Source organism: Luteimonas gilva, assembly GCF_005239095.1.
In the GTDB taxonomy this organism is placed as follows: Bacteria; Pseudomonadota; Gammaproteobacteria; order Xanthomonadales; family Xanthomonadaceae; genus Luteimonas_C; species Luteimonas_C gilva.
In genome coordinates, this window is sequence record NZ_SZUA01000002.1 from 296,349 (window position 1) to 320,419 (window position 24,071).

21 protein-coding genes are annotated in these 24,071 nt (G+C 65.9%); 15 read left to right on the forward strand and 6 right to left on the reverse strand.

Features of this window, described 5'->3' with window-relative positions; translation table 11 throughout:
- Positions 1-109 precede the first annotated feature (109 nt).
- Positions 110-958 carry a polyamine aminopropyltransferase gene (speE, locus tag FCE95_RS09330; protein WP_137266758.1) on the forward strand — a complete coding sequence of 283 codons (849 nt, stop codon included), beginning with the start codon at positions 110-112 and terminating at the stop codon, positions 956-958.
- Between the two features lie 120 nt (positions 959-1,078).
- On the opposite strand, the gene FCE95_RS09335 is transcribed toward speE, so the two are convergent.
- On the reverse strand, positions 1,079-1,417 hold the full coding sequence (locus FCE95_RS09335; protein ID WP_137266759.1) for a P-II family nitrogen regulator: 339 nt from the start codon (positions 1,415-1,417) through the stop codon (positions 1,079-1,081).
- A gap of 131 nt (positions 1,418-1,548) precedes the next feature.
- On the opposite strand from FCE95_RS09335, the gene ubiK reads away from it, so the two are divergent.
- Positions 1,549-1,824 carry a ubiquinone biosynthesis accessory factor UbiK gene (gene ubiK / locus FCE95_RS09340; RefSeq protein ID WP_137266760.1) on the forward strand — a complete coding sequence of 92 codons (276 nt, stop codon included), beginning with the start codon at positions 1,549-1,551 and terminating at the stop codon, positions 1,822-1,824.
- Between the two features lie 9 nt (positions 1,825-1,833).
- Positions 1,834-3,348: a YifB family Mg chelatase-like AAA ATPase gene (locus tag FCE95_RS09345; protein WP_137266761.1), complete on the forward strand. Its 1,515-nt coding sequence runs from the start codon at positions 1,834-1,836 to the stop codon at positions 3,346-3,348.
- A gap of 148 nt (positions 3,349-3,496) precedes the next feature.
- Here the strand turns inward: FCE95_RS09345 and FCE95_RS09350 are convergent, their stop codons facing one another.
- Positions 3,497-4,165, reverse strand: coding sequence for a 4'-phosphopantetheinyl transferase family protein (locus FCE95_RS09350; protein ID WP_137266762.1), 669 nt, complete (start codon positions 4,163-4,165; stop codon positions 3,497-3,499).
- A gap of 58 nt (positions 4,166-4,223) precedes the next feature.
- Here FCE95_RS09350 and FCE95_RS09355 point away from each other — a divergent pair, with 58 nt between their 5' ends.
- Positions 4,224-5,585, forward strand: a complete 1,362-nt coding sequence (locus tag FCE95_RS09355; RefSeq protein ID WP_137266763.1) for an AMP-binding protein — start codon at positions 4,224-4,226, stop codon at positions 5,583-5,585.
- A 152-nt stretch (positions 5,586-5,737) separates the two neighbouring features.
- A complete protein-coding gene (locus tag FCE95_RS09360) occupies positions 5,738-6,004 on the forward strand; it encodes a GlsB/YeaQ/YmgE family stress response membrane protein (protein WP_137266764.1) in 267 nt (88 codons plus the stop codon).
- 172 nt (positions 6,005-6,176) lie between these two features.
- On the opposite strand, the gene xth is transcribed toward FCE95_RS09360, so the two are convergent.
- Together xth and FCE95_RS09370 are read right to left on the reverse strand one after the other, a co-directional pair.
- Entirely contained in the window at positions 6,177-6,953 is a 777-nt protein-coding gene (gene xth, locus FCE95_RS09365; RefSeq protein WP_137266765.1) for an exodeoxyribonuclease III, read from the reverse strand.
- A 136-nt stretch (positions 6,954-7,089) separates the two neighbouring features.
- Positions 7,090-8,493, reverse strand: coding sequence for a coniferyl aldehyde dehydrogenase (locus tag FCE95_RS09370; RefSeq protein WP_137266766.1), 1,404 nt, complete (start codon positions 8,491-8,493; stop codon positions 7,090-7,092).
- Between the two features lie 39 nt (positions 8,494-8,532).
- Here FCE95_RS09370 and FCE95_RS09375 point away from each other — a divergent pair, with 39 nt between their 5' ends.
- From FCE95_RS09375 to FCE95_RS09410, 8 genes are all read left to right on the forward strand, one after another.
- Complete coding sequence (locus FCE95_RS09375) at positions 8,533-9,069, forward strand: gamma carbonic anhydrase family protein (RefSeq protein ID WP_137266767.1); 537 nt, start codon at positions 8,533-8,535, stop codon at positions 9,067-9,069.
- Positions 9,070-9,284: 215 nt separating this feature from the next.
- Positions 9,285-9,830 (forward strand): RDD family protein, encoded by a 546-nt coding sequence (locus FCE95_RS09380; RefSeq protein WP_223266840.1) that lies wholly within the window; start codon positions 9,285-9,287, stop codon positions 9,828-9,830.
- A complete protein-coding gene (locus FCE95_RS09385; protein WP_137266768.1) occupies positions 9,830-10,519 on the forward strand; it encodes an RDD family protein in 690 nt (229 codons plus the stop codon). Before FCE95_RS09380 ends, FCE95_RS09385 begins: the two co-directional genes overlap by 1 nt.
- Positions 10,516-11,514: a stage II sporulation protein M gene (locus tag FCE95_RS09390; protein WP_137266769.1), complete on the forward strand. Its 999-nt coding sequence runs from the start codon at positions 10,516-10,518 to the stop codon at positions 11,512-11,514. The genes FCE95_RS09385 and FCE95_RS09390 overlap by 4 nt, the downstream gene beginning before the upstream one ends.
- Positions 11,504-13,063, forward strand: coding sequence for a DUF4129 domain-containing protein (locus FCE95_RS09395; RefSeq protein WP_137266770.1), 1,560 nt, complete (start codon positions 11,504-11,506; stop codon positions 13,061-13,063). Before FCE95_RS09390 ends, FCE95_RS09395 begins: the two co-directional genes overlap by 11 nt.
- A complete protein-coding gene (locus FCE95_RS09400; RefSeq protein WP_137266771.1) occupies positions 13,060-14,190 on the forward strand; it encodes a DUF4350 domain-containing protein in 1,131 nt (376 codons plus the stop codon). The genes FCE95_RS09395 and FCE95_RS09400 overlap by 4 nt, the downstream gene beginning before the upstream one ends.
- Complete coding sequence (locus tag FCE95_RS09405) at positions 14,187-15,170, forward strand: AAA family ATPase (RefSeq protein WP_137266772.1); 984 nt, start codon at positions 14,187-14,189, stop codon at positions 15,168-15,170. Before FCE95_RS09400 ends, FCE95_RS09405 begins: the two co-directional genes overlap by 4 nt.
- The gene (locus FCE95_RS09410) at positions 15,167-16,516 is read left to right on the forward strand and encodes a DUF58 domain-containing protein (protein ID WP_137266773.1); all 1,350 of its coding nucleotides are present in this window, start codon (positions 15,167-15,169) and stop codon (positions 16,514-16,516) included. Before FCE95_RS09405 ends, FCE95_RS09410 begins: the two co-directional genes overlap by 4 nt.
- A gap of 263 nt (positions 16,517-16,779) precedes the next feature.
- Here FCE95_RS09410 and FCE95_RS09415 read toward each other — a convergent pair whose 3' ends face one another.
- A complete protein-coding gene (locus tag FCE95_RS09415; protein ID WP_137266774.1) occupies positions 16,780-17,034 on the reverse strand; it encodes a YkgJ family cysteine cluster protein in 255 nt (84 codons plus the stop codon).
- 4 nt (positions 17,035-17,038) lie between these two features.
- Positions 17,039-17,884 (reverse strand): shikimate dehydrogenase, encoded by an 846-nt coding sequence (aroE, locus tag FCE95_RS09420; RefSeq protein WP_137266775.1) that lies wholly within the window; start codon positions 17,882-17,884, stop codon positions 17,039-17,041.
- 59 nt (positions 17,885-17,943) lie between these two features.
- On the opposite strand from aroE, the gene FCE95_RS09425 reads away from it, so the two are divergent.
- Together FCE95_RS09425 and FCE95_RS09430 are read left to right on the forward strand one after the other, a co-directional pair.
- Positions 17,944-18,825: a TolB family protein gene (locus tag FCE95_RS09425; protein ID WP_137266776.1), complete on the forward strand. Its 882-nt coding sequence runs from the start codon at positions 17,944-17,946 to the stop codon at positions 18,823-18,825.
- A gap of 193 nt (positions 18,826-19,018) precedes the next feature.
- Entirely contained in the window at positions 19,019-24,064 is a 5,046-nt protein-coding gene (locus tag FCE95_RS09430) for an RHS repeat domain-containing protein (protein ID WP_137266777.1), read from the forward strand.
- The last annotated feature ends 7 nt before the right edge of the window (positions 24,065-24,071 follow it).

A 24,071-nucleotide genomic window follows, 5' to 3' on the forward strand; every position in this document is an offset into this window, starting at 1 on the left:
GGGAGAGGGTTGGGCGAGGGCCTTCGCGCCAGCGAAGCGATGCCGCAGAAGTCGCTGGATTCCCGCCTTCGCGGGAACGACAGCTAAAAGCAAACTCAAGGACCGCGCCATGACCGCCCCGAACTGGTTGTACGAAAACTTCGAACCCGCCGGCTCGTCCATCGGCTACCGCATCACCCGCAAGCTGGACGAGGTGCAGTCGCCGTTCCAGAAGATCGAGGTCTACGAGAGCACCGATTGGGGCAATCTGATGCTGATCGACGGCGCGATGATGCTGACCACGCGCGACAATTTCCTCTACCACGAAATGATGTCGCACCCGGCGCTGTTCACCCACGCCGACCCCAAGCAGGTCGTCATCATCGGCGGCGGCGATTGCGGCACGCTGCGCGAAGTGCTGAAGCATCCGGGCGTGCAGAAAGCGGTGCAGTGCGACATCGACGAACAAGTCACGCGCATGGCGGAAAAATATTTCCCCGAGCTGTGCGAATCCAACGGCGACCCGCGCGCTGAGCTGCTGTTCGACGACGGCATCGCCTACATGAAGAACGCCGCGCCCGGCAGCCTGGACATCGTGATCGTCGATTCCACCGACCCGGTCGGCCCGGCCGAGGGCCTGTTCAACAAGGCCTTCTACGAATTTTGCTTCCGCGCACTGAAGGACGACGGCATTTTGGTGCAGCAATCCGAATCGCCGCTGGTGCTGCTCGATCTGATCAAGGAAATGCGCGGCGAGATGGGCAAGGCCGGCTTCAAGACCTTCAAGACGTTGCCCTTCCCGCAGCCGTGCTATCCGACCGGCTGGTGGAGCTGCACGCTGGCGCGCAAGTCGGGCGGGTTCGATTTCCGCGAGAACGATGCGGCGGCGAAGACGTTCGACACCAAGTACTACAGCGCCGATATCCACCGCGGCGCGGCGGTGGCGCCGCCGTTCGTGGCGGCTGCGCTCGGCGAATGACGTAGCCCGGGTAAGGCCGCAGGCCGCACCCGGGACGCGCCGTCGTCGTGAAAAGCCTGGGTGCGCTGCGCTTACCCGGGCTACGCGTTTCGCGGTTGCGAATAAGTTCGCACCTGCGAGCTATAAAGCGTCGCCGTCCAGTTCGCCGGTGCGGATCCGCACCACCCGCTCCAAATCCCACACGAACACCTTGCCGTCGCCGATCTTGCCGGTGCCGGCCGCCTTCATGATCGCCTCGGTCACCGCATCGACCTGTTCGTCGGTGATCGCCACTTCCAGTTTGATCTTGGGCAGGAAATCGACCACGTACTCGGCGCCGCGGTAGAGCTCGGTATGGCCTTTCTGCCGGCCGAAGCCCTTGACCTCGGTGACGGTGATGCCGGCCACGCCGGCCTCGGCCAGCGCCTCGCGCACGTCGTCCAGCTTGAACGGCTTGATGATCGCCATGACCATCTTCATGTGAATACTCCCGTTAATCCGAGCCCAGGATAATCGGAATTTCCTTACCCCGCGCCGCGGCCCCGAACCGATGGCGCGAAACCGAGCGGCGGCGCAAGCTGGCCGCGCCAACGCCCAATAGGACGAAAGCCGTGATCGACCTCAGCCACCTCGACGAACTCGCCCGCCGCCTCAGCAGCTTGGTCCCGCCGGGCCTGCGCGAAGGCCGCGAGGAACTGCAGGAGAACTTCAAGGCCGTGCTGCAGAGCGGCCTGGCCAAGCTGGACTTGGTCACCCGCGAGGAATTCGACGTGCAGCGCGAAGTGCTGCTGCGCACGCGCGCTAAGCTCGAAGCGCTGGAGCGCGCGCTGGCCGATTTGGAAGCGCAGCTCGAAGCCTCCGGCCACGCGCCGAAACAGACGCACTAGCGCGCGCCCATGTCGCTCGCGCTGGTGCACAGCCGCGCACGCGCGGGCGTGACCGCTCCGGCGGTCAAAGTGGAAGTGCATCTGGGCGGCGGCGTGCCGCGGATGTCGATCGTCGGCCTGCCGGAAGCGGCGGTGCGCGAAGCCAAGGACCGGGTGCGCGCGGCGATCCAATGCGCCCAGTTCGAATTCCCGGCGCGGGTGATCACGGTGAATCTGGCGCCAGCGGATCTGCCCAAAGACGGCGGTCGCTTCGATCTGCCGATCGCGATCGGCATCCTCGCCGCCAGCGGCCAAGTCCCGCGCGAGGCGTTGGACCGCTACGAATTCCTCGGCGAACTGGGCTTGACCGGCGAACTGCGCATCGTCGACGGCGTGCTGCCCGCAGCGCTTGCCGCCGCGCAGGCCGGACGCAAGCTGATCCTGCCGCCCGGCAACGGCCCCGAAGCGGCGCTGGCCAAGGAAGTCGAGGCCTGCACCGCGCGCACCTTGCTCGAAGTCTGCGCTGCGCTCAATGGCGCGAAAACGCTGCCCGCCGCGGTCGCGCCCGCCACGCGGCGCGGGCACGGCGCGGACCTGCAGGACGTGCGCGGCCAAGCGCATGCGCGGCGCGCACTGGAAGTCGCCGCGGCGGGCAACCATCACTTGCTGCTGATCGGTCCGCCGGGATCCGGCAAGACGTTGCTGGCTTCGCGGCTGCCGGGCTTGCTGCCGGAAGCGAGCGAGGAAGAAGCGCTGGAAACCGCCGCCATCGCGTCGGTCAGCGGCCGCGGACTGGATCCCGCGCGCTGGCGCGAACGCCCGTATCGCGCACCGCACCACACCGCCAGCGCCGTGGCCTTGGTCGGCGGCGGCGCACAGCCGCGGCCCGGCGAAATCTCGCTGGCGCATCACGGCGTGCTGTTCCTGGACGAATTGCCGGAATGGGACCGGCGCGCGCTGGAAGTGCTGCGCGAACCTTTGGAATCCGGGGTGGTCACGATTTCGCGCGCGGCGCGGCAGAACGAATTCCCGGCGCGATTCCAACTGATCGCGGCGATGAATCCCTGTCCCTGCGGCTGGGCGGGCGATCCCTCCGGCCGTTGCCGCTGCAGCGGGGAAGCAGTGCGCCGTTATCGCGCCCGGATTTCGGGTCCGCTGATGGATCGCATCGACTTGCACGTGGAAGTACCGCGCCTGCCGCCGTCCGATTTGCGCCCCGACGCCGCGCCCGGCGAAAACAGCGCCACCGTGCGCGAACGCGTGGCGCATACGCGCGGCGTGCAGCAAGCGCGCTGCGGCAAAGCCAATGCGCAACTGACGCAAGCGGAAATGGCCGAATGCTGCCGGCTCGACGCGCGCGACCAGCGCTTGCTCGAACGAGCGATCGAATCGCTGCAGCTGTCGGCGCGTTCGATGCACCGCATCCTGCGCGTGGCGCGCACCGTCGCCGACATGGCCGGCAGCGAAGCGATCCGGACGGCGCATCTGACCGAAGCCTTGGGCTATCGGCGTTTGGATCGCGGCGGCGCGCGGCAGGTGGCGTGACCGGTTGTGTAGGGCGCGCCAAGGCTTACTCGTCGCGCGCTGTTGCCCCCTTTGAAAAGGGGCGAATCGCCGTAGGCGATGGGGGATTTGCTTTTGATGTTGCTTTTAGATCAAGAGCAAAAGCAAATGCCCCTCAATCCCCCCTTTTTCAAAGGGGAAGAACAGCATCTTCTTTTCGGGCTGGCGTCGCCGCAGTGGATTGGGGCGGCGAACGCCAAGCCAGCGCCGCGACATAGCCGTCGGCGGGTACGAATTCATGCAGTCGCCAATCCTCGGGCTTTCCCAAGCCTGGGTCGCAGTCCGTCATCGACAACGCATCGTTATCCTCGGCGAAACTCAGCCGATGCAATCCGAACGCCAAGCCATAACCTTGCGCCTTCAGCACGGCTTCCTTCGCGCACCACAGGCGCAGGAACGCGTGTTCGAGCTCGGCGGCCGGCAATCCGGACAACCAGGCGATTTCGCTCGGCGCGAAATAGCGCTGCGCCACTTCCAGCGCGCGCGACCGCGGCCGCCGCCATTCCATGTCCACGCCCAGCTCCACGTCTTCGCCGAGCGCGATCAGCAGGCCTTCGCCGCTATGGCTCCAACTGGCGTCGTAGCGCCGTTCGGGCAAGGCGATCCGGGGCCGGCCGCGCGCTTCGCGGGTCAAAGGCAAGCTGTCCTGGGCCAGGCCCAAGCGCCGTTCCAACCAGCGTCGCGCGGCCGGTTCTGCGGGTCCGGTGCGCGGATGGGGCAGCCAGGACCAGCGGATCGGGCCGATGGCGGCGACGATGTCCGGTTCGGACAATGTGAACGAGCGGTCTTGGTGCGGCATGGGGCCGCCAGCGTAAGCTAATCGGCAGGGGGCGGCGGAGCCGCGCAAGGAGTCGGGCATGTCGGCAGTCATCGAACAACGGGATCCGGGCGCGTCGCCGCAGCTTTTAGGGCAGGGCGACGAAGCGCGGGCCTTGCTGTTCGACGGCGCCGGCGAGACCTCCTTGGCCACCTATTTCGCCCAAGTGCGCGGCCTGGCCGCGCTGCTGCCGGTTGGGCGCTACGCGATCAATTTGTGCGAAGACCGCTACCGCTTCTTGGTCGCGTTCGGCGCCGCCGCGCTGCGCGGCCAGACCACGCTGCTGCCGTCCTCGCGTGCGCCGGCGGTAATCGACGAGGTGCGCGCCCGCTATCCGGACAGCTATTGCCTGGGCGAACAAGCATTCGACGATGCGCCGCCGCACTACTGGCGCCTGCCCGATACGTTGCCTGCGCGCGAAGGCCCGGCGCCGGCGATCGCGGAAGACGCGCTGGTCGCGATCGGCTTCACCTCGGGCAGCACCGGTTGCCCGAAGCCGCATCCCAAGACCTGGGGCGCTTTCCGCACCAGCACCGCGGCGAACCTGGCCGCGCTGCGTCATTTGTGGACCGACGGCACGCTGCCGCATCTGGTCGCCACGGTGCCGCCGCAGCACATGTACGGCATGGAGATGTCGGTGTTGCTGCCGCTGCTGGGCGGGATGGCCGTGCATGCGGAGCGGCCGTTCTTTCCGGGCGACGTGGCGCGCGCGCTGCAACAGGCGGCCGCGCCGCGGGTGCTGGTGACCACGCCGGTGCATCTGCGCGCGCTGATCGAATCGGGCATCGCGTTGCCGCCCTTGGCCGGCATCGTTTCCGCCACCGCGCCGTTGCTGCAGGCTTTGGCCGCGACGGCGGAATCGCGCTTCGGCTGCGAAGTGCGCGAAGTGTTCGGTTCCACCGAAACCTGCGTGATCGCGACCCGCCGCACCGCCAGCGAAGAAGCCTGGCGCCTGCAACCGGGCGTGCGCTTGTCGCCGCAACCCGACGGCACGCTGGTGCATGCGGCGCATTTGGATGCGCCGGTGACGCTGGCCGATCTGGTGGAGCTGGACGGCGACGATCGCTTCCTGTTGCGCGGCCGCAATGCCGATCTGCTGGAGATCGCCGGCAAGCGCGCCTCGCTCGGCGACCTGACCCGCAAGTTGTTGTCGATCCCGGGCGTGGAAGACGGCGTCGTCTTCCAGATGGACGATGGCGACGCCGCCGGCGTGCGCCGGATCGCGGCGTTGGCGGTGGCGCCGGCGCTGGACGAAGCGCAGATCCTGCGCCATCTGCAACGCGGCCTGGATCCGGTGTTCCTGCCGCGGCCGCTGCTGCGCGTGGATGCGTTGCCGCGCAACGAGACCGGCAAGCTGCCGCGCGACGCGCTGTTGGCGCTGCTGCGCGGCCGCGTGCAATAAGCCCGCGTTTGGGCTAAGAAAAGCCGTCCGGATGCCCCGTCCGGCCCGGCGCCAGCGCTGACGCCCCCATCACATCGGGCTCGCCAGACTGACGTTCGCCCCCACGCAAGGGGAGCGCCATCACCCTTCACCTGTTCAAGGAGTGCGGAGCCATGGGCATCATCATCTGGTTGATCGTGGGCGGTATCGTCGGCTGGCTGGCCAGCATGGTCATGAAGACCGACGCGCAGCAGGGCATCCTGCTCAACGTCGTGGTCGGCATCGTCGGCGCCTTCATCGGCGGCTGGCTGATCGGGCCCTTGGTCGGCGCGGGATCGATCAACGATGGCTTTTCGATCATGAGCTTCATCGTGTCGCTGGTCGGCGCGATTATCCTGCTCGCTATCGTCAATCTGTTCCGGCGCGGGCGCGTGCGCTGATACGCGGTCGCCGCAACGCAACGAAGAAGGCCCGGCATCGCCGGGCCTTCTTGCTCGTGTAGAGCGGAGCTTGCTCCGCTGCCGAGTTTCGTAGGTGCGAATGAACTCGCACCTACAACAACAAGCGAAGCAAAGGCAGCGGAGCAAGCTCCGCTCTACACAAGCCTAAGCATCAGCCGGCGCCTAGGCGCACCCACGCCGGCGCATGGTCGCTGGGCCGCTCCCAGGTGCGCGGTTCGCGGTCGATGCCCGACTCCGCCGCTTCGCCGCGCAGCGCATCGGAGACCAGGGTCAGGTCGATCCGCAGGCCCAAATTGCGCCGGAAAGCGGCCTGGCGATAGTCCCACCAACTGAATACGCCGGCTTCCTGATTGTGCATCCGGAACGCGTCGTGCAGGCCCAGCGCCATCAGTTTCCGCAGCGCGGCGCGCTCGGCGGCGGAGGTGAGGATGTGGCCGTCGTTCCACACCGCGGGATCGTGCACGTCGCGGTCGTCGGGCGCGATGTTGAAATCGCCCAGCACCGCCATCCGCGGATGCGAGCGCAGTTCTTGTTCCACCCAGCCGTGCACCGCTTCCAGCCAACGCAATTTGTACTCGTATTTTTCGGTACCGACGTCCTGGCCGTTGACCACGTACAGGTTGACGATGCGCACCCCGTTCACCGTCGCGGCGATGACGCGCCGTTGCGCGTCGTCGAAACCGGGGATGCCGATCACCACGTCTTCGATGGCGTGCTCGCGGGCCAAAATGGCCACGCCGTTGTAGGTCTTCTGCCCGGCGAACACGCTGCGGTAGCCGAGTCCGGCCAGCGTCGCATCGGGAAATTTGTTGTCTTCGAGCTTGGTTTCCTGGATGCCGACCACGTCGGGCGCCGCGACGCGCAGCCAGTCTTCCAGGTGCGGCAGGCGCACGTTGAGCGAATTGACGTTCCAGCTGGCGATTTTCATTCGGAGTCCGTGCTTTTGTAGAGTCGAGCCTGCTCGACTGCTCTTGATGTTCGGCGTTTGGTGAGGGAAAAGCAGTCGAGCAGGCTCGACTCTACACAAGCGGAGCGTCGGCGGGCCAGCAGGCCGAGCCGGAGCGTCAGCGGACCAGCAGGCGGATGAAACGCTCGACCTTGGAATAGGGCGGCTTGAGCAAGTCGCTGCCGGCGCGGCGCGTCTGCCACAGGATCGGCAGTTGCTTGCTGAAGGCGTCGAAGCCGGCGCGGCTGTGGTAGGCGCCCATGCCGCTGGCGCCGACGCCGCCGAAAGGCAGGGCGTTGATCGCGAAATGGATCAGGCTGTCGTTGACGGTGACGCCGCCGGCCAAGGTGTTGCCGAGGATCCGCTCGATCGCGGCGCGGTCGTAGCCGAACGGATACAGTGCCAGCGGCCGCTCGTGCGCGTTGACGTAGGCGATGGCCTCGTCCAGCGAGCGATAACTCTTGATCGGCAGGATCGGGCCGAAGATTTCGTCTTGCATCACCTTCGCATCGTCGCCCGGCTCGATCACCAGCGTAGGCGGAAAACTGCGCGCGCCGGCGTCGCCGGGCTGCAGCGCGATGACTTGCAGGCCCTTGGCCGCGGCGTCGTCGACATAGCCTTGCAGCCGCTGCCATTGGCCTTGGTTGATGATCCGGGTGTAGTCGCCGCCGGCGCCGCCGGCGTAGCGCGCGTGCACTTGCTCGCGCAGCGCCGCCACCAGTGCGTCGCGGCGCGCCGCGTCGACGAACACGTAATCCGGCGCGATGCAGGTCTGGCCGCCGTTGAACCACTTGCCGGTCGCCAAGCGCGCGGCGGCCAATTCGACCGGGAAATCCGGGCACACGATCGCCGGCGACTTGCCGCCCAATTCCAGCGTCACGGGCGTGAGGTTCTGCGCAGCGGCGGCCATCACCTTGCGGCCGACCGCGGTCGAGCCGGTGAACACCAGATGATCGAAAGGCAGCGCGGCGAATTGCGAAGCCACTTCCGCGCCGCCGAATGCGACGGCGACGCGGTCTTCCGGAAACACTTCGGCCAGCAAATCGCGCAAGAAGCGCGCGGTGCGCGGGGTGTGCTCGGAAGGTTTCAGATAGACGTGATTGCCGGCGGCGATCGCGGTGGCCAGCGGGATCAGCGCCAGGTTCACCGGATAGTTCCAAGGCGCGATCACGCCGACCACGCCCAGCGGTTCGGGGCGGATTTCGGCGCGCGCCGGCCAGAACTTCCAGTCCACGCCGACGCGCTTGGGCTTCATCCAGCCGCGCAAATGGCGCAGCAGATGATCGATCTCGCCGAGCACGGTCATGCCGTCGGAGAGCAGGGTCTCGTGCGTCGAGCGGTGGCCGAAATCGGCGGCGATGGTCTTGGCCATTTCGTCCAGGCGCGATTTCAGCGCCTGGCGCAGGCGGCGCAGGTCGTCGCGGCGCTGCGCGTAACCGGGCTTGCCGGCCTGCCAGGCTTCGCGCAGGCGGGCCAGGGTGGGGCGCAACTCGGCGACGGGCGTATCGGCGGCGGTATCCATACGCCGCAGTGTAGTGCGGCCCCGGCTTACAATCACGCCATGGACCTGCGCCCTTATCTAGGAAAGCTGCCCGAACTGGGACAGCGCGTTTACGTGGACCCGGCCGCGACCGTGATCGGCGACGTGGCGCTGGGCGACGACGTCTCGATCTGGCCCGGCACCGTGGTGCGCGGCGACGTCAATTTCATCCGCATCGGCGCCCGCACCAACATCCAGGACGGCACCGTGGTGCATGTGAGCCACGACGGACCGCACGCCAAGCTCGGCGGCTTCGCGACGGTGATCGGCGAGGATGTGACCATCGGCCACAAAGCCGTCGTGCACGCCTGCCGCATCGAGGATGCGGCGCTGATCGGCATGGGCGCGATCGTGCTGGACGGCGCGGTGGTGAAGAAGCACGGCTTCGTCGGCGCCGGCGCGCTGATCGCGCCGGGCAAGACCGTCGGCGAGGGCGAGATGTGGCTGGGCAATCCCGGCCGGTTCGCGCGCCGGCTCAGCGAGGCCGAGATCGAGGCGCTTTATTACAGCGCCCAGCACTACGTGCGGATGAAGGACCGCTATCTGGCCGGCGAGTAGGCCGTACGCGCTTTCCTTTCTCCCTTGGAAGGTGCCCGAAGAGCGGAGAAAGTTTGACGAAGCGACGCGTTCGGGCTCGCGTCGCTTCGCCGAACCCTCACCCCGGCCCTCTCCCGAGGGGAGAGGGAGTTTCCCGAGCCAGCGCGATTCCCTCTGCCGCCAGGGACGGCTAAAGTCGCACCGGGGAACGCGTCATCCAACAGGGGGAAACGAAGATGGTGGATCCGTACAACAACGCGGAAGAACAGTGGGGCATGCGCGGGCAGGCCGCGAATCCTTACGCGGCGCCGACGGCGCGCGTGGTGGACGAGGAGACCGCCGAGCTGGTCAAGTCGTCGCGCCTGGTCCGGCTCGGCGCGGTATTGCTGGACAGCGCGGTGATCGTGGTGCCGGCGATCGTGTTGGCGGTGGTCATTCCCGGCTTCAGCTTGCAAAAAGCGGGTTCTTCCGGCGGCGCGGACATCCTGTTCGGCGTCCTCGGCCTGGGCATCCTCGCATTCGCGGGTTATCAGCTTTACTTGCTGCACAAGTACGGACAGACCGTCGGCAAGAGAATGCTGGGCATCAAGATCGTGCGCAGCGACGGCAGCCGCGCCGGCCTGGGACGGATCTTCGCCTTGCGCTATTTCGTGCCCGGGTTGATAGGCGCCATTCCGTTCATCGGCTTCATCTTCAGCCTGGCCGACCCGCTCTTCATCTTCGGCGAAGAGAAGCGCTGCATCCACGACATGATCGCGGACACGATCGTCGTCGACGTCTGATGCTCGATACCGTCCGCGGCGTCCACACCCCGGAGGGCGTGGAATTACGACTCCCCGCCGCCGGGCCGCTGTTGCGGTCGGTGGCCTGGGGCATCGATGCGGGCATCCGCTTCGGCGTGCTGTGGGTGTTCGCGATCGCGCTCAGTTTCCTGGGCGAATCGGGCGTGGGCGTGGTGGCGGTGATCGCGTTCGCGATCTGGTGGATCTATCCGATCGTGTTCGAAGTGGCGTGGCAGGGCCAAACGCCCGGCAAGCGCGCGATGCGGCTGCGGGTGGTGCGCAGCGACGGCGCGCCGGTGGGCTGGCAAGGTTCGGTGGTGCGCAACCTGCTGCGCACCGTCGACATGCTGCCGGTGGGCTACGCCGCCGGCGTCGTCACCGGCTTCCTCGATCCTTGGGGGCGGCGCCTGGGCGATATCGTCGCCGGCACGCTGGTCGTGCATCTGCCGCCGCCGTCCGAGCTGAGCGCGCGCACGGCGGCCAGCGACGCTTTGTCCGATGCGGTGCCGGTGCCGCTCAGCGTGCAGGAACAGACCGCGGTGATCGCTTTCGACGAACGCGCCGGCGCGTTGACGAGCGAACGCCAAGAGGAACTCGCCGACCTGGTGCCCGAGTTGACCGGCGCGCGCGGCGAGATGAGCGTGCGGCGGCTGCACGCGATCGCCGACGGATTGCTGGGGCGGCGATGAGGCAGGAGCATTTCGTCGCGCGCCATCGCGCCGCCTGGGACGATTTCGAGCGCTGGCTCGCGGCGCGCGGCGAGAAATCGCCGCGCCAACGCCAGCGCCTCGTCCTCGACGCCGTCCGCGACGAAGACGTGCCCGGCTTGTATCGGCGCATCTGCCATCACCTGGCGCTGGCGCGCCGGCGCGGCTACAGCCCGCAAGTGACCGCGCGCCTGCAGGACCTGATGCAGCGCGGCCACAACGCGCTCTACCGCAACGCGCCGGTGCGCTCGCACGTCGCGCTGGCTTTCATCGGCGGCGGTTTCCCGCGGCTGGTGCGCGCGGAATGGAAATGCATGCTGGCTTCGCTGCTGCTGTTCGCGGTGCCATTGGTGGCCGTGTTCTTCGTGCTGCAATGGCGGCCGGAGCTGGTGCACACCTTGTTTTCGCCGCAACAGCTGGCCGAATTCGAAAAGATGTACGACCCGGCCGAAAGCGCCTGGCGGATCGGCCGCGACAGCGGCACCGACGTGGCCATGTTCGGGCACTACATCTTCAACAACGTCAGCATCGGCTTCCGCACTTTCGCCAGCGGCCTGCTGGCCGGCGTCGGCAGCGCGATCGTGCTGCTGATGAACGGCGTGATCATCGGCGGCGTCGCCGGCCATCTGCACCAGATCGGCTACGGCAGCACGTTCTGGCGCTTCGTCGTCGGCCATGCGCCGTTCGAACTCACCGCCATCGTCATCGCCGGCGGCGCCGGCCTGCGCTTGGGTTTCAATCTGCTGGCGCCGGGCAACCGCCGCCGCAGCGACGCGCTGATCGAAGCCGGACGCCGCGGCGGCCTGTTGTGCCTGGGCGTGCTGGCGATGCTGGTGGTGGCGGCCTTCATCGAAGCGTTCTGGTCGTCGATCGGCAGCATTCCCGCGGCGGTGAAATTCGCCGTGTCCGCCGTGTTGTGGGCGGTGGTGATCCTCTGGTTGTGGCGCGGCGGCAGGGGCGGTGCGGATGCGGCTTGACCGGATCCAAGTCGAACTGCGGCCGCGCTCGCCCTGGGAGGCGATGGAGCTCGGCCTGGCCATGGTGCGCCGTTACGCGCGCACGATCTGGCTGGCCTGGTTCGCGTTGAGCCTGCCGCTGTTCGCGATCCTCAACGCCGCGGCGTGGATGCTCGACGCGTTGCCTTGGGCGGGCATCGCGATGTGGTGGCTGAAGCCGCTGTTCGACCGCCTGCCCTTGTTCGTGCTGTCGCGCGCGGTGTTCGGCGGCGCGCCGACGGTGCGCGAAACCTTGTCCGCGCCGCGCGTGTTCGGTTGGGGCGGCCTGCTGCGCGATCTCACCTGGGGACGGCCGAGCCTGACGCGTTCGGTGGCGATGCCGGTGACGCTGCTGGAAGGCGCGAAAGGCGAGCAGCTCAGGGAACGGCGCAAAGCCATCGTCGGCGCGCGCGGCAGCGGCGCGGCGATGGGTTTGACTTTTCTGTGCATGACTTTCGAAGGCATCCTCGCGCTGTCCTGCGTGACGGCGGTGTTCCTGTTCGTGCCGATGGAATACCTGTCCGAATCGGCGCTCGCGGTGTGGTCGCTGCTGTTCGAATCGCCGCCGAAATGGGCATGGCTGGCGTGGAACGCGATCGTCTGGTCGGCGATGAGCTTCGTCGAACCGTTCTATATGGGCGCCGGATTCGCGTTCTATCTCAACCGCCGCACGCATTTGGAAGCCTGGGATCTGGAACTGGCGTTCCGGCGCCTGGCGACGCGATTGCGCGCCGCGGTGCCGCTGGGCGTAGCGCTGTGCATCGGCCTGGCCGCCGGCGCATGGATGCCGGCGCACGCCACGCCCAGCGAAGCGCCGATCACCGCCGAACGCGCCGCTGCCGCGGCGGCCGCCGCCGCTGCGAAAGCGCCGCGACGTCCGCTGGAACAGGCCATCGACGGCCCGGCCTTCGTTGAGGACGCGCGCTTCGCCGGCGCGGTCGGCGACGCGTATCGCGATCCGTTGCTCAATCCCAAACGCAAGCAAAGCTTCTGGGAATTGCGCTGGAAACCGGACGCCAAGCGCAGCGCCAATCCCGGCTCCGGTGTCGGCGAGGTTTTCGCGCTGCTGTTCAAGGCCGCGATGTGGCTGGCGGCGATCGGCGCAGCGGTTTTGATCCTCTGGCAGATCAAGCGCTGGTGGGGGCCGATGTGGCAGGGCGGCAAAGCCGTTCCGGAGCCGTCGCCGATCGCCGAAGCCGCGGTGCCGATGCCCGAAACACTGCCCGCCGACGTCGCTTCCGCGGCGCGCAAATTGTGGATGCAGGGCCAAGCCCGCGCCGCGTTGGCCCTGCTGTATCGCGGCAGCGTGCAGAAGATGGTCGAGCGCGCGAACGCGGCGCTGGCGCCCGGCGCCACCGAAGCCGAATGCCTGCGCGCATCGCGACGCATGCCCAGCGCCGAAGACCGCGAAGCCTTCGCCCAGGTGGTGCGGGTCTGGCAGCACGCGGCCTATGCGCAGCGGTTGCCGGATAACGACGCGTTCGAATCGCTGCTGCAACGCGCGGCGTCGCGCTTCGGGTGGGCGGCATGACGGCGACGCAGAAAAAAGCCCTGATCGCAGCGCTGGTCGCGGCGGTGCTGGTCGGCGCCGTGCTGTTGTGGCGCTGGGCCTTCGTCAAGGTGGAACGCGAGATCGATCTGCCGCCGATCGGCGAAGCGGCCTACAACCCGCTCTATGCGTTGAAGAAGACCTTGGAAAACGCCGGCCAGAAAGTGGAGTCGCGGCAGCGCCTGGATTTGGCGCAGATGGCGCTGGGCCCGCGCGACACGGTGGTGATGGTCGGCGACGGCGGCCAATTGGGCGCGCGCGATACCGAAGCCTTGTTGAATTGGGTGTCGCGCGGCGGGCACTTGGTGCTGACGGCGCCGGCTTTCGAAGCCGAAGCTACGCCGGCGGCGCAACGCACTTTGCTCAACCGTCTGGGGGTGGCCACGCTCGACGTTCCCGAATCGTGCCTGCTGTTCGCATACCGCGGCAAGGAAACGATGCTGTTCTGCGGCGATGCCCGCTTCGCCGTCGCCAACGAAGCGTCGGTGACCGCGCGTTTGCGCGACGCCGCCGACAAAGGCGACGTCTACGCGCGCCTGCGCTACGGCTACGGCAGCGCCGACGTGGTGTCGGACCTGAGCTTCATGACCAATAGCGGATTGGACAACGAGGCCAATGCGGCGTTCGCGCGGCAATTGCTGCAACCCAACTACGGCGCGGGCGCGTTTCACCTGATCTATCGCGCCGACATGCCGCCCTGGTGGCGGTTGTTGCTGGAGCGCGGCTGGCCGGTGTGGGCGCCGCTGCTGGTGGCGCTGTTCGCCTGGCTGTGGTCGCGGATGCAGCGCTTCGGCCCGCTGATGCCGTCGCCGGCGCTGGCGAGGCGTTCGCTGGTCGAGCACGTGCGCGCCGCCGGCGAACATGCGATGCGTTTCGGGCGCGGACCGGTGCTGTACCAGGCCGTGCGCGACGCTTTCGATGCGCGCCTGCGCCGCCGCGATCCGCTGGCCGCTGCATTGAGTGGCCAAGCGCAATGGGAAGCGATCGCCGCGCGCGCGACGATGCCCATCACCCAAGTGCAAGAAGCCCTGCAATCGCCCAAGGCCGGCGACAACGCCGACCTGCGGTTGCGGATAACCCTGTTGATCCGATTGAGAAACCGACTATGAGCCAGACTCCGCCCGCCGCCATGACCGGCGAAGCCCTGACCGCGCGCATCGCGGCGATTCGCGACCAAGTGGCCGGCGCCTTCATCGGCCAGGAAACCGTGCTGGACCAAGTGCTGATCGCGCTGCTCGCCGGCGGCCACGTGCTGCTGGAAGGCGTGCCCGGATTGGGCAAAACCCTGCTGGTGCGCGCCTTGGCGAAAACCTTGGGCTGCAGCTTCGCCCGCGTCCAGTTCACGCCCGACCTGATGCCCAGCGACATCAGCGGCCACGCCGTCTACGACTCGCGCACGGAAAGCTTCAGCATCCGCCGCGGCCCGCTGTTCACCCATCTGTTGTTGGCCGACGAAATCAACCGCGCGCCGGCCAAGACCCAATCGGCGCTGCTCGAAGCGATGCAGGAGCAGCAGGTGACCATCGAAGGCAGCAGCTTCCCGCTGCCGCCGCCGTTCATGGCCTTGGCGACGCAGAACCCGATCGAACAGGAAGGCACCTATCCGCTGCCCGAAGCGCAACTCGACCGCTTCCTGCTGAAAGTGCTGATCGGCTATCCGGCGCTCGCCGACGAGAAGCGAATGGTGGCCGAGATCGGCCGCGGCAGCACCGCGTCCTCCTTCGATTTGGACGGCTTGCGGCAAGTGGCCACGGCCGAGGAGATCGTCGCGATGCAGATCGGCACCGCGCAGGTGCTGCTCGACGATGCGGTGATCGATTATGCGGTGCGGATCGTGGCCGCGACGCGCAAATGGCCGGGCATCGCGATGGGCGCCGGCCCGCGCGGCAGCCTGGCGCTGGCGCGCGCGTCGCGCGCCCAGGCGGTGCTGTCGGGCCGCGATTTCGTCACGCCCGACGACGTGCGCGAAGTGGCCAAGCCCGCGTTGCGCCACCGCATCGCGCTCGCGCCGGAACTGCAGATCGAAGGCCAGGATCCCGACACGGTGCTGCACGCGCTGCTGGCCAAGGTGGAAGCGCCGCGCCGATGAGCGAAGCCGCCGTCCGCGACCGTCCCTTGTCCGCGATCGGCTTCGCGCGCCCGGCGCCGTTGCTGATCGCGTGCCTGGTCGCGTGCGCGGCGATCGGCGGAGCGGCGGCTTTCGGTTCGATCGGCTTGGAAACCTGGGCGTGGACTTGTGCGGCGCTGGCCGCATTGGCGGTTTTCGACGTCTTGGCGTTGCGCCGCACGCCGACGCCGGAAGTGCGTCGGCTGCTGCCGGACGCTTTGGCCATCGGCGTCGAACGCGAAGTGCAGCTCGAGTTCGCGCCCGGCGAGCATCGGCGCACGTTCGACGTGCACGATCTGCATCCCGGCGCGTGGGAATCGGAAGGCTTGCCGCGGCGGATCGTGTTGAATCCGGGCACGGTCGCCAGCGTCGGTTACAAACTGCGGCCCACCGCGCGCGGCGCTTTCGAATTCGAAGGCGTGCAGATGCGGCTGCGTTCGCCGCTGCGGCTGTGGCGGCAATCGCGGGTGGCCGGTCCGCCGCACGCGGTGCGCGTGTTCCCGAATTTCGTGCCGCTGACCCGCTTCGCCTTGCTCAGCGCGGACCAGGCTTCGCGCCTGGTCGGGGCGCATCTGAAACGGCGGCGCGGGCAGGGCACCGATTTCGAACAGCTGCGCGAATACCGCGTCGGCGACAGCCTGCGCCAGATCGACTGGAAAGCCACCGCGCGCGCCAAGAAACTGATCTCGCGCGAGTACGAGGACGAGAAGAACCAGCAGATCGTGCTGATGCTCGACACCGGCCGCCGCATGCTGGCGCGCGACGGCGCGCTGGGCCATTTCGACCAGGCTTTGGACGCATCGCTCGTGGTCGCCTACCTCGCGCTGCGCCAGGGCGACGGCGTTGCCTTGCACGCCAGCGGCGGCGACCGGCGCTGGGTGCCTTCGCAGCGCGGCGCGGCGTCCATCGACGTGCTGCTGCGCGCCGCCTACGATCTGCAGCCGCGCGCCGAAGCCACCGATTACCTGGCCGCGGCCACCGAGCTGTCGTTGCTGCAGCGCCGCCGCGCGCTGGTGCTGTGGGTGACCAACGTCCGCGACGAGGACAGCGAAGATTTGCTGGCGGCGGCGCGCATGCTGCAGAAGCGGCATCTGGTCGCCATCGCCAGCCTGCGCGAACAGGCCCTGGACGACATCATGGCGTCCAGCGCGCCGAACCCCGAAGACGCCGTGCTCGCCGGCGCCACCGCGCGCTACCTGGCCGAACGCGCGCAAGCGCACGAAGCCTTGCGCCGCCACCACATCACCGTGCTCGACGTCACCAGCGCGCAATTGCCGGCGGCGCTGGTGCAGCAATACCTCTCCGTGAAGCGCGACGGTTTGCTCTAGCCTTTGCTTTGTAGAGCGGGGCTCGCCCCGCTGCCTTGCTTCGGCTTGTGTAGAGCGGAGCTTGCTCCGCTGCCGTTGCTTTTTTGTAGGAGCGGCTTTAGCCACGAGCTCTTTCCTTCAATCGCGACACCGCGGCGATTTCCAAGAAAAATCTCGCGACTAAAGCCGCTCCTACGAAAAGCCGCAGCAGCGGAGCAAGCTCCGCTCTACACGAGCAAAAAGAAAAGAGCAGCGGAGCAAGCTCCGCTCTACAAAGCGAAAGCTCAGGGTGCCGTGGCGCGCTCCAATGCGATCAGCAGCGCCAGCGCCTCCTCGCGCGATCCGCCGCACATCGACGCCATCGGCCGCAACGAGGCGCAGAACGCCGGCCGTTCCGGTTTGCCGAATAAGCGGCAACGCAATTCGTCGTCCAACTGCACGCAAGGGATGCCCGCCGGCTTGCCGTGCGGCATGCCCGGTATCGGCGAAGCGATCGAAGGCGCGATGCAGCACGCGCCGCAACCGGCGCGGCAGTCCACGGCTTCAGTCCGCGGTGACCAGCGCGGCGCGGTGCTCGATCAGCTGCTCGTAGACGGGATCGGTATCCGGCCGCTTGCCGTGCCACAGCGCGAAGCTTTCCGCCGCCTGTTCGACCAGCATGCCGAGCCCGTCGATCGCATCGTGCGCGCCGGCCGCGCGCGCCCAGGCCAGGAACGGAATCGCGACTTCGCCGTAGCTCAAGTCGACCGCAGCCGTACGTTTGCCCACCAGCGACATCGGCAGCGCCGGCAAGCCGCCGTCGCGCGCGGCGGACGTGGCGTTGACGATCAGGTCGAATTCGCCCAGCGCGCGCAGGTCGTCCAGATAGCGCGGATGCACGCGTCCGGGCTGCGCCAACGCATCGGCCAACGCGTCGGCGCGGTCGGCACTGCGGTTGGCGATGAACAAATCGCCGATGCCCGCGTCCAGCAAGGCCGGCGCCACGCCGCGCGCCGCGCCGCCGGCGCCGATCAGCAACGTGCGCCGCGCGCGCAAGTCCAGCGCGTGCCGGCCGGTGAGGTCGCGCACCAGGCCGACGCCGTCGGTGTTGTCGCCGTGCCAGCCGGTCGCGCCGCGCGCCAGCGTGTTCGCCGCGCCGGCGCGGCGCGCGCGGTCGCTCAAGGTTTCGCACGCCGCCGCCGCGCGCTGCTTGTGCGGCAGGGTGATGTTGGCGCCGACGCCGCCGGACGCCGCGAACGCGGCCAGGGCGTTGTCGAACTCGTCCGCGTCCGCGTCGATCGCCGAATAGTCCAGCGCGATCGACAGCTGGCGCCCGAATTCGGCATGGATCCGCGGCGACAGCGAATGCGCGACGGGATGGCCCAGGACGGCGTAACGGAGTATCGGCATGATCGGTCTCGCTCTACTAGACTGGGGAACGCGCAATGGACAACGAAGAGGCCGCTCCGATGAAACGATACGCCGCCGTCCTGGCTTGCAGTCTACTCTGCGGCGCCGCCGCGGCCGGTTTCGCCGAATTCGGGATCGAAGGCATGGGCGTAGTGTCCACGGCCGAAAGTGAAGTCCGCGCCAGCGTCACTCCGGACGGGCAGCGGATCGTCTGGGGCAGCACCAGCCGCAAAGGCGGCCCGGGCGGCTGGGATTTGTGGCAGGCCCGCCTGCGCGACGGCCGCTGGGCCGACGCCGCGCCGCTGTCGGTCAATTCCGGCGCGAACGATTTCGATCCGATCTTCAGCGCCGACGGGCATTGGCTCTATTTCTTCTCCAACCGCGACGGGGGCCAAGGCGGCGACGATCTGTACCGCGCCCCGGTCGCCGCCGACGGCGCGCTCGGCCCGGTCGAAAACCTGGGCGCCGGCGTGAACGGCAAAGGCAACGAATGGGCGGCCACGCCGTCGGCCGACGGCAAGCGTTTGCTGTTCGCCAGCGACAGCTTCGGCGGCGCCGGCCGCCACGATTTGTTCGTCGCGCGCTGGAACGGCAAAGCCTTCGTCGATCCGAAACCGGTGCCCGGCATCAACACCGCGGCCGACGAATTCGACGCCGCGTGGATCGGCGACGGCAAGGCGATCGTGTACGCGCAATCGACGGATGTGGAGAACGCGCCGATCCGATTGTTGCTGGCGCATTGCGACGGCAAGACCTATGCCGACTCCGCGCCGTGGAACGTGTCGTTCAACACCGCCGACGGCACCACGCTCGGGCCGGTGGTGGATGTCAGCAAACCCGGCGAAATCCTGGTTAGCGGCAGCGCCAAAGCGCCTAAGGCGGGGCGGATGGATATTTATCGGGTGCGGGCGCCGGCGGCGGCGGGAAAATCCGGTTGTTGATGAAGCTAAGTGGCTGTACTGAAACCTATAAGTAGTAGGTTTCCGGAAATGAGACGGCCATCTCGTATCCTATGGCCCTGGGGAAACGGCCCTTTCGTCTGAGAGGAGCCGCCGCGGTATTGCGGTGGCTCCGGTCCTCGACGACTGGCCGGATAGGGCAATACCGCCGCGGCGGTCACAGGGGTATGAAGAGATGTTCGCAAGAAACAAGTCTTGGCCGACCGTGCCGGCTTTAGTGGCCGGCTTGCCTTTACGCGCGATGAGCGTTTGCGCTGCACTGCTTGCGCTCATGTCGCCGAACGCCGTTGCGTCGACGATTAGCCCGACTTACGCCGAGGAATACAGCAATATCGTCAACCGGGCGCATACCGAAGCGCTAGGCACCGACCTGTTCGGGGAGCGGATCAATCTATCGAACGGGTCTACGGAATTCTCGGTCACAGATATTGCGGTCAAGACGAATGGCCAGATTCCGCTGAGCTTCGGACGAAAGCTTGTAGTCAACAATCAAGCCAATTACGGGGGGGTCAACAATCCCACATCGGAAATATTGGGCCGGTTCTGGCAAATCGACGTTCCGTATATGCGCGGAATCTTCCCGCAGCAGTTGGGATGGGTCGGATCGAACTATTCGACGCAACGATGCAGTTTCGGACCGCCGCCCAGCCCGGTGTACGGCATCGGCCCTTACGGCAATGTTCCCTACGAAAACAATGTCTATTGGACGGGAACGACCATCAATGTTCCGGGGCACGGCGAAGAGGAACTCGATGTCCTGCCTGCTAACCGCCCACGGCCGACCGATGGCCTCACGTATTCCGGCGGCACTAAGTCCGAATGGCGCGTCGCTTGTCTGCCGACGATAAAAAACGGGCCAGGCGAGGGCTTCATCGCCGTTTTGCCTGATGGCACGAAATATTACTTTGATTGGATAGCCAGCCGAAGTACAGCGGGACTTGTCGACACCTATTGCAATTCCGGTCAAGGCAGCACGACTTGCTACACCGGCGTCTCCCTATACCGGGACGAAGTTTTCTTATACGCCACCAAGGCAGTGGACAGGTTCGGAAATTCCATAACGTACACCTATGACCCGAATAATCCACACCGCCTACTCAGCATCGCATCGTCCGATGGCGCATCTATCCAAATCGGCTACAACAGCATCGGCAAGATCTCTACGGTTTCGACTGCAGGCCGGACCTGGGACTATGCCTATTGGGGCGATGCCAATACCGGAATATTGGCGAGCGTCAGCCAGCCCGATGGCGCTAATTGGTCTTACCTATACGACGGTCTTTATGACCTGACGCATATTGATGCGCGTTACCTTTGGGAAAACTGCGAAGTCCATGTTGGGACCAAGACTTCGTCGGTTGCGCCCGGCCCCAAAGAAACCGCCTCTATCGTGATGACTCACCCTTCTGGTGCGAAAGGCGAATTCCTATTTAGGAAAATCATCCATGGCAGTAATCGCACTCCGGGCAATTGCACCCTGCTGCCTCCCACCGAGAGCCCGGACACTTCTAATAATTTTCCGGCAGTCGGCCCCGTCCCCAGTGTGTATCAACTCGGATCGATTTATTCCAAGAAGATAAGCGGTCCGGGCCTAGCGCCCATGAGCTGGGCTTACAGTTACGCGCCCACGTGGAGCTTCGACAGCGAGTGCAATCCCGCTTGCGGCTCCACTTCGCAGACGTTCGTAACGGAACCCAATGGCGTCAAGACTACCTACACCTACGGCAACGACTACGTAAACAATTTTGGCCAGTTGTTGTCGACTAAAGTCGAAAAATCAGGATCTACATACAGAAGCGACAGCTATAGCTATGTCGCCTCGGCGCAAGGGCAGGCATTTCCCGATGCGGTTGTGGGCAGCTACAACTGGCGCGCAAATAGTTTCTTGCTGAAATTCAGGCCGCTATGGCGACGCCAGACTGTCCAGCAAGGCGCCACTTTTACGTGGGAGGTGAATCAGAGCAATGGGGTTTATAGCTTTGATCAGTACGCCAATCCCTTGGCTGTGACGCGATCGAGTTCGTTGGGTTATTCCCGGGCGGACGTGACGGCATACCAACACAACACAGCGTTATGGGTCATTGGCCAGGCGGCTTCGTCTACCAATAGCAATACCGGGTTAGTCGAGTCGCAAGTCGACTACGATGTGAACGCTTTACCCTGGAAGCTATCCGCTTTCGGCAAGCTGCAACAAACACTGGCTTACAACGCAAACGGTACCCTCGCCACGGTTACCGATGGGAACAATCACACCACCGGTTTCGCTAACTGGAAGCGTGGCATACCACAGACGATCACCTTTGCCGACGCGACCAGCAAGTCCGCGCAAGTCAACGACCTGGGCCAAATAGACTGGGTGACGGACGAGAACGGCTTTCAGACGAATTACGGCTACGACGCCATGGGCCGGCTGAACCTGATCGACTATCCCGACAACGACGATGTCGCCTGGAACAACACCACCGTCTCCTTCGCACCTTCATCCGAAGCGAAATACGGCCTGCCCGCCGGCCATTGGCGCCGCGTGGAATCCACCGGCAATGCGCGCAAGATCACCTTCTACGACGCGCTGTGGCGTCCGGTGGTGCAGGAAACCTACGACACCAACGATTTGGGCAATACGCTCAGCCAAACCGTCACGCGCTACGACGCGAACGGCCAGGTGGTTTATGCCTCCTATCCGCAGCGCAACATGCTGCCGGCGGTCTACGGCACCTGGGCCGATCCCGCGCAAACGCCGAATGCACTAGGCACCTGGACTACCTACGACGCCTTGGGCCGGCCGACCCAGGTGCAGCAGAACTCCGAGCTGGGCCTGCTGAACACCACCTACGAATATCTGACCGGTTTCCAGACCCGCGTCACCAATCCGCGCGGTTACCAGACCACCACGCAATACAAAGCCTACGACCAGCCCAGCACCGATTGGCTCACGTACGCCGCGCAGCCGGAAGGCGTCTTCGTCACCATCGACCGCGACGTGTTCGGTAAGCCGACCACCGTGTCGGTACGCAACGCCGACAGCACGGTCTCGGCCGGCCGCTATTACGCTTACGACCAATACCAACGCCTGTGCAAGCAGACCGAGGTGGAAACCAGCACCACCGCTTTCGGTTACGACGATGCCGGCAATCTGACCTGGTCGGCCACCGGGCTGCCGTGGTCGCCGCTGGCGCCGTGCGGCTACACCCGCGAGCACGCCTTCGTGGTGCCGCGCCGCGTGGACCGCACCTACGATGCGCGCAACCGCTTGGCCACGCTCGCCTTCCCGGATGGCCAAGGCGACCAGATCTGGACCTACACGCCCGACGGACTGCCGTCGCAAGTCATTGCCTACAACGATCCCAACCACACCGGTTCGGTGGTCAGCGCGTATCAGTACAACAAGCGGCGTCTGCTCAACGGCCAGGGCGAGACGATCAGCCAGCCCAATTGGTACAGCTGGGGCATCGGCTACGGTTACGACGCCAACGGCAGCTTGGCCAGCCATGCGTATCCGTCCGGCTACACGGTGGCCTATCAGCCCAATGCATTGGGCCAGCCGACCAAGGCGGGCACCTTCGCCACCAACGTCAGCTATTACCCGAACGGGGCGATCCAGCAATTCACCTACGGCAACGGCCTCACGCACACGCTGACGCAGAACGCACGCCAGCTGCCGCTGGTGAGCACCGACACGGGCGGTGCGCTCAGCCACCAATACGGCTTTGATGCCAACGGCAACGTCGCCCAGATCCTGGACCTGGCCCGCGGCTCGGCCTACCACCGCGCCATGACCTACGACGGCCGCGACCGCCTCACCGGCGCCGGTTCGTGCAGCTTCAACGCGGTCACCTGCTGGTTCCACTACAGCTACGACGTGCTGGACAACCTGACCCGGGTGCAAGGCGCCGACGGCAGCGATCGTTACTACTGCTACGACACGCGCTGGCAGCTGACCAATATCAAGACCGGCGGTTGCAATGGCACCAGCGTGGTGGGCCTGGGCTACGACGAGCGGGGCAACCTGGCCAACAAGAACGGGGTGCAGTACCTGTTCGACGTGGGCAACCGGCTGCGGCTGGTGGACGGGGTGGAGTACTACCGCTACGACGGCCTGGGCCGGCGGGCGTACGCGGCCAGCCCGACGCTGGGGGCGATCTTCTCGCAGTACAGCCGCGACGGTCAGTTGATGTACCAGCACAACGGCCGCACGCAGAAGTCCAGCGAGTACGTGTACTTAAACGGCAGCCTGGTGGCCATCCGGGAGACGCCGTTCTCCGGCGGCAGCTCTACTCTGAAATACCAGCACACCGATGCCTTAGGCACGCCGGTGGCGGTGAGCGACAGCGCCGGCGCCATCATCGAACGCAGCGAATACACGCCCTACGGCAAGCTGTTCAACCGGCCGTTGACCGACGGGCCGGGGTACACCGGGCATGTGCAGGATGCGGCGACCGGCCTGACGTATATGCAGCAGCGGTACTACGACCCCACCATCGGGCGGTTCCTATCGATGGATCCGGAAACGGCTAATGCCAATACCGGCGGGAACTTCAATCGGTATTGGTATGCCAATAACAATCCGTATCGGTTCATTGATCCGGATGGCAGAGCTGCATGCGCAGATGAACACGGGGGGTGCCCAAACAGGCCGAGCATTACGTTTCAGTCACTTATTTTGCCGACGACGGTAGAACTCGGATCGCGTGGCGTGCCTGGAACGTTGGCTAGCAACAGTGTGGGTGCTTTCAAACAAGCCGCCAATCAACTTCTCTTTGTTGGCGCGCTCGCTTCCCACAACGCAATAGCAATACTAAACACACCACAGATTCCAATTGCAAATAACGAGCTGGCTGGTGCCTCGACCGTCGAGATTGCCTCATTGGCATTTGGAGGCGGGTTGATTCGTAGCGGATCATCAGGCTCAGTTAATTTGTTTAGAGCGGTCGGACCAGCTGAGCTTGCTGATATTCAGGCAACAGGATTGTTTCGAAACTTGGGGGCCGCAGAAGGCAAATACTTTACAACCTCTGCAAAAAGCGCAGCTTCGTACGCTCAACAAGCAGTAAGAGGTTTTGGTGATTCCCCTTACACTATTATTCAAACTACCACGCCTCGTGGGGTGTTGAACGGATTAAATCCTGCAAGTGTGGATAGAGGGATTCCTGCGTGGGTTATTCCAAATAACAGGCTCCAAACGTTGAAACCTGTAGTGCTGGATTACGCACCGCTTCCGTGAGGAACTC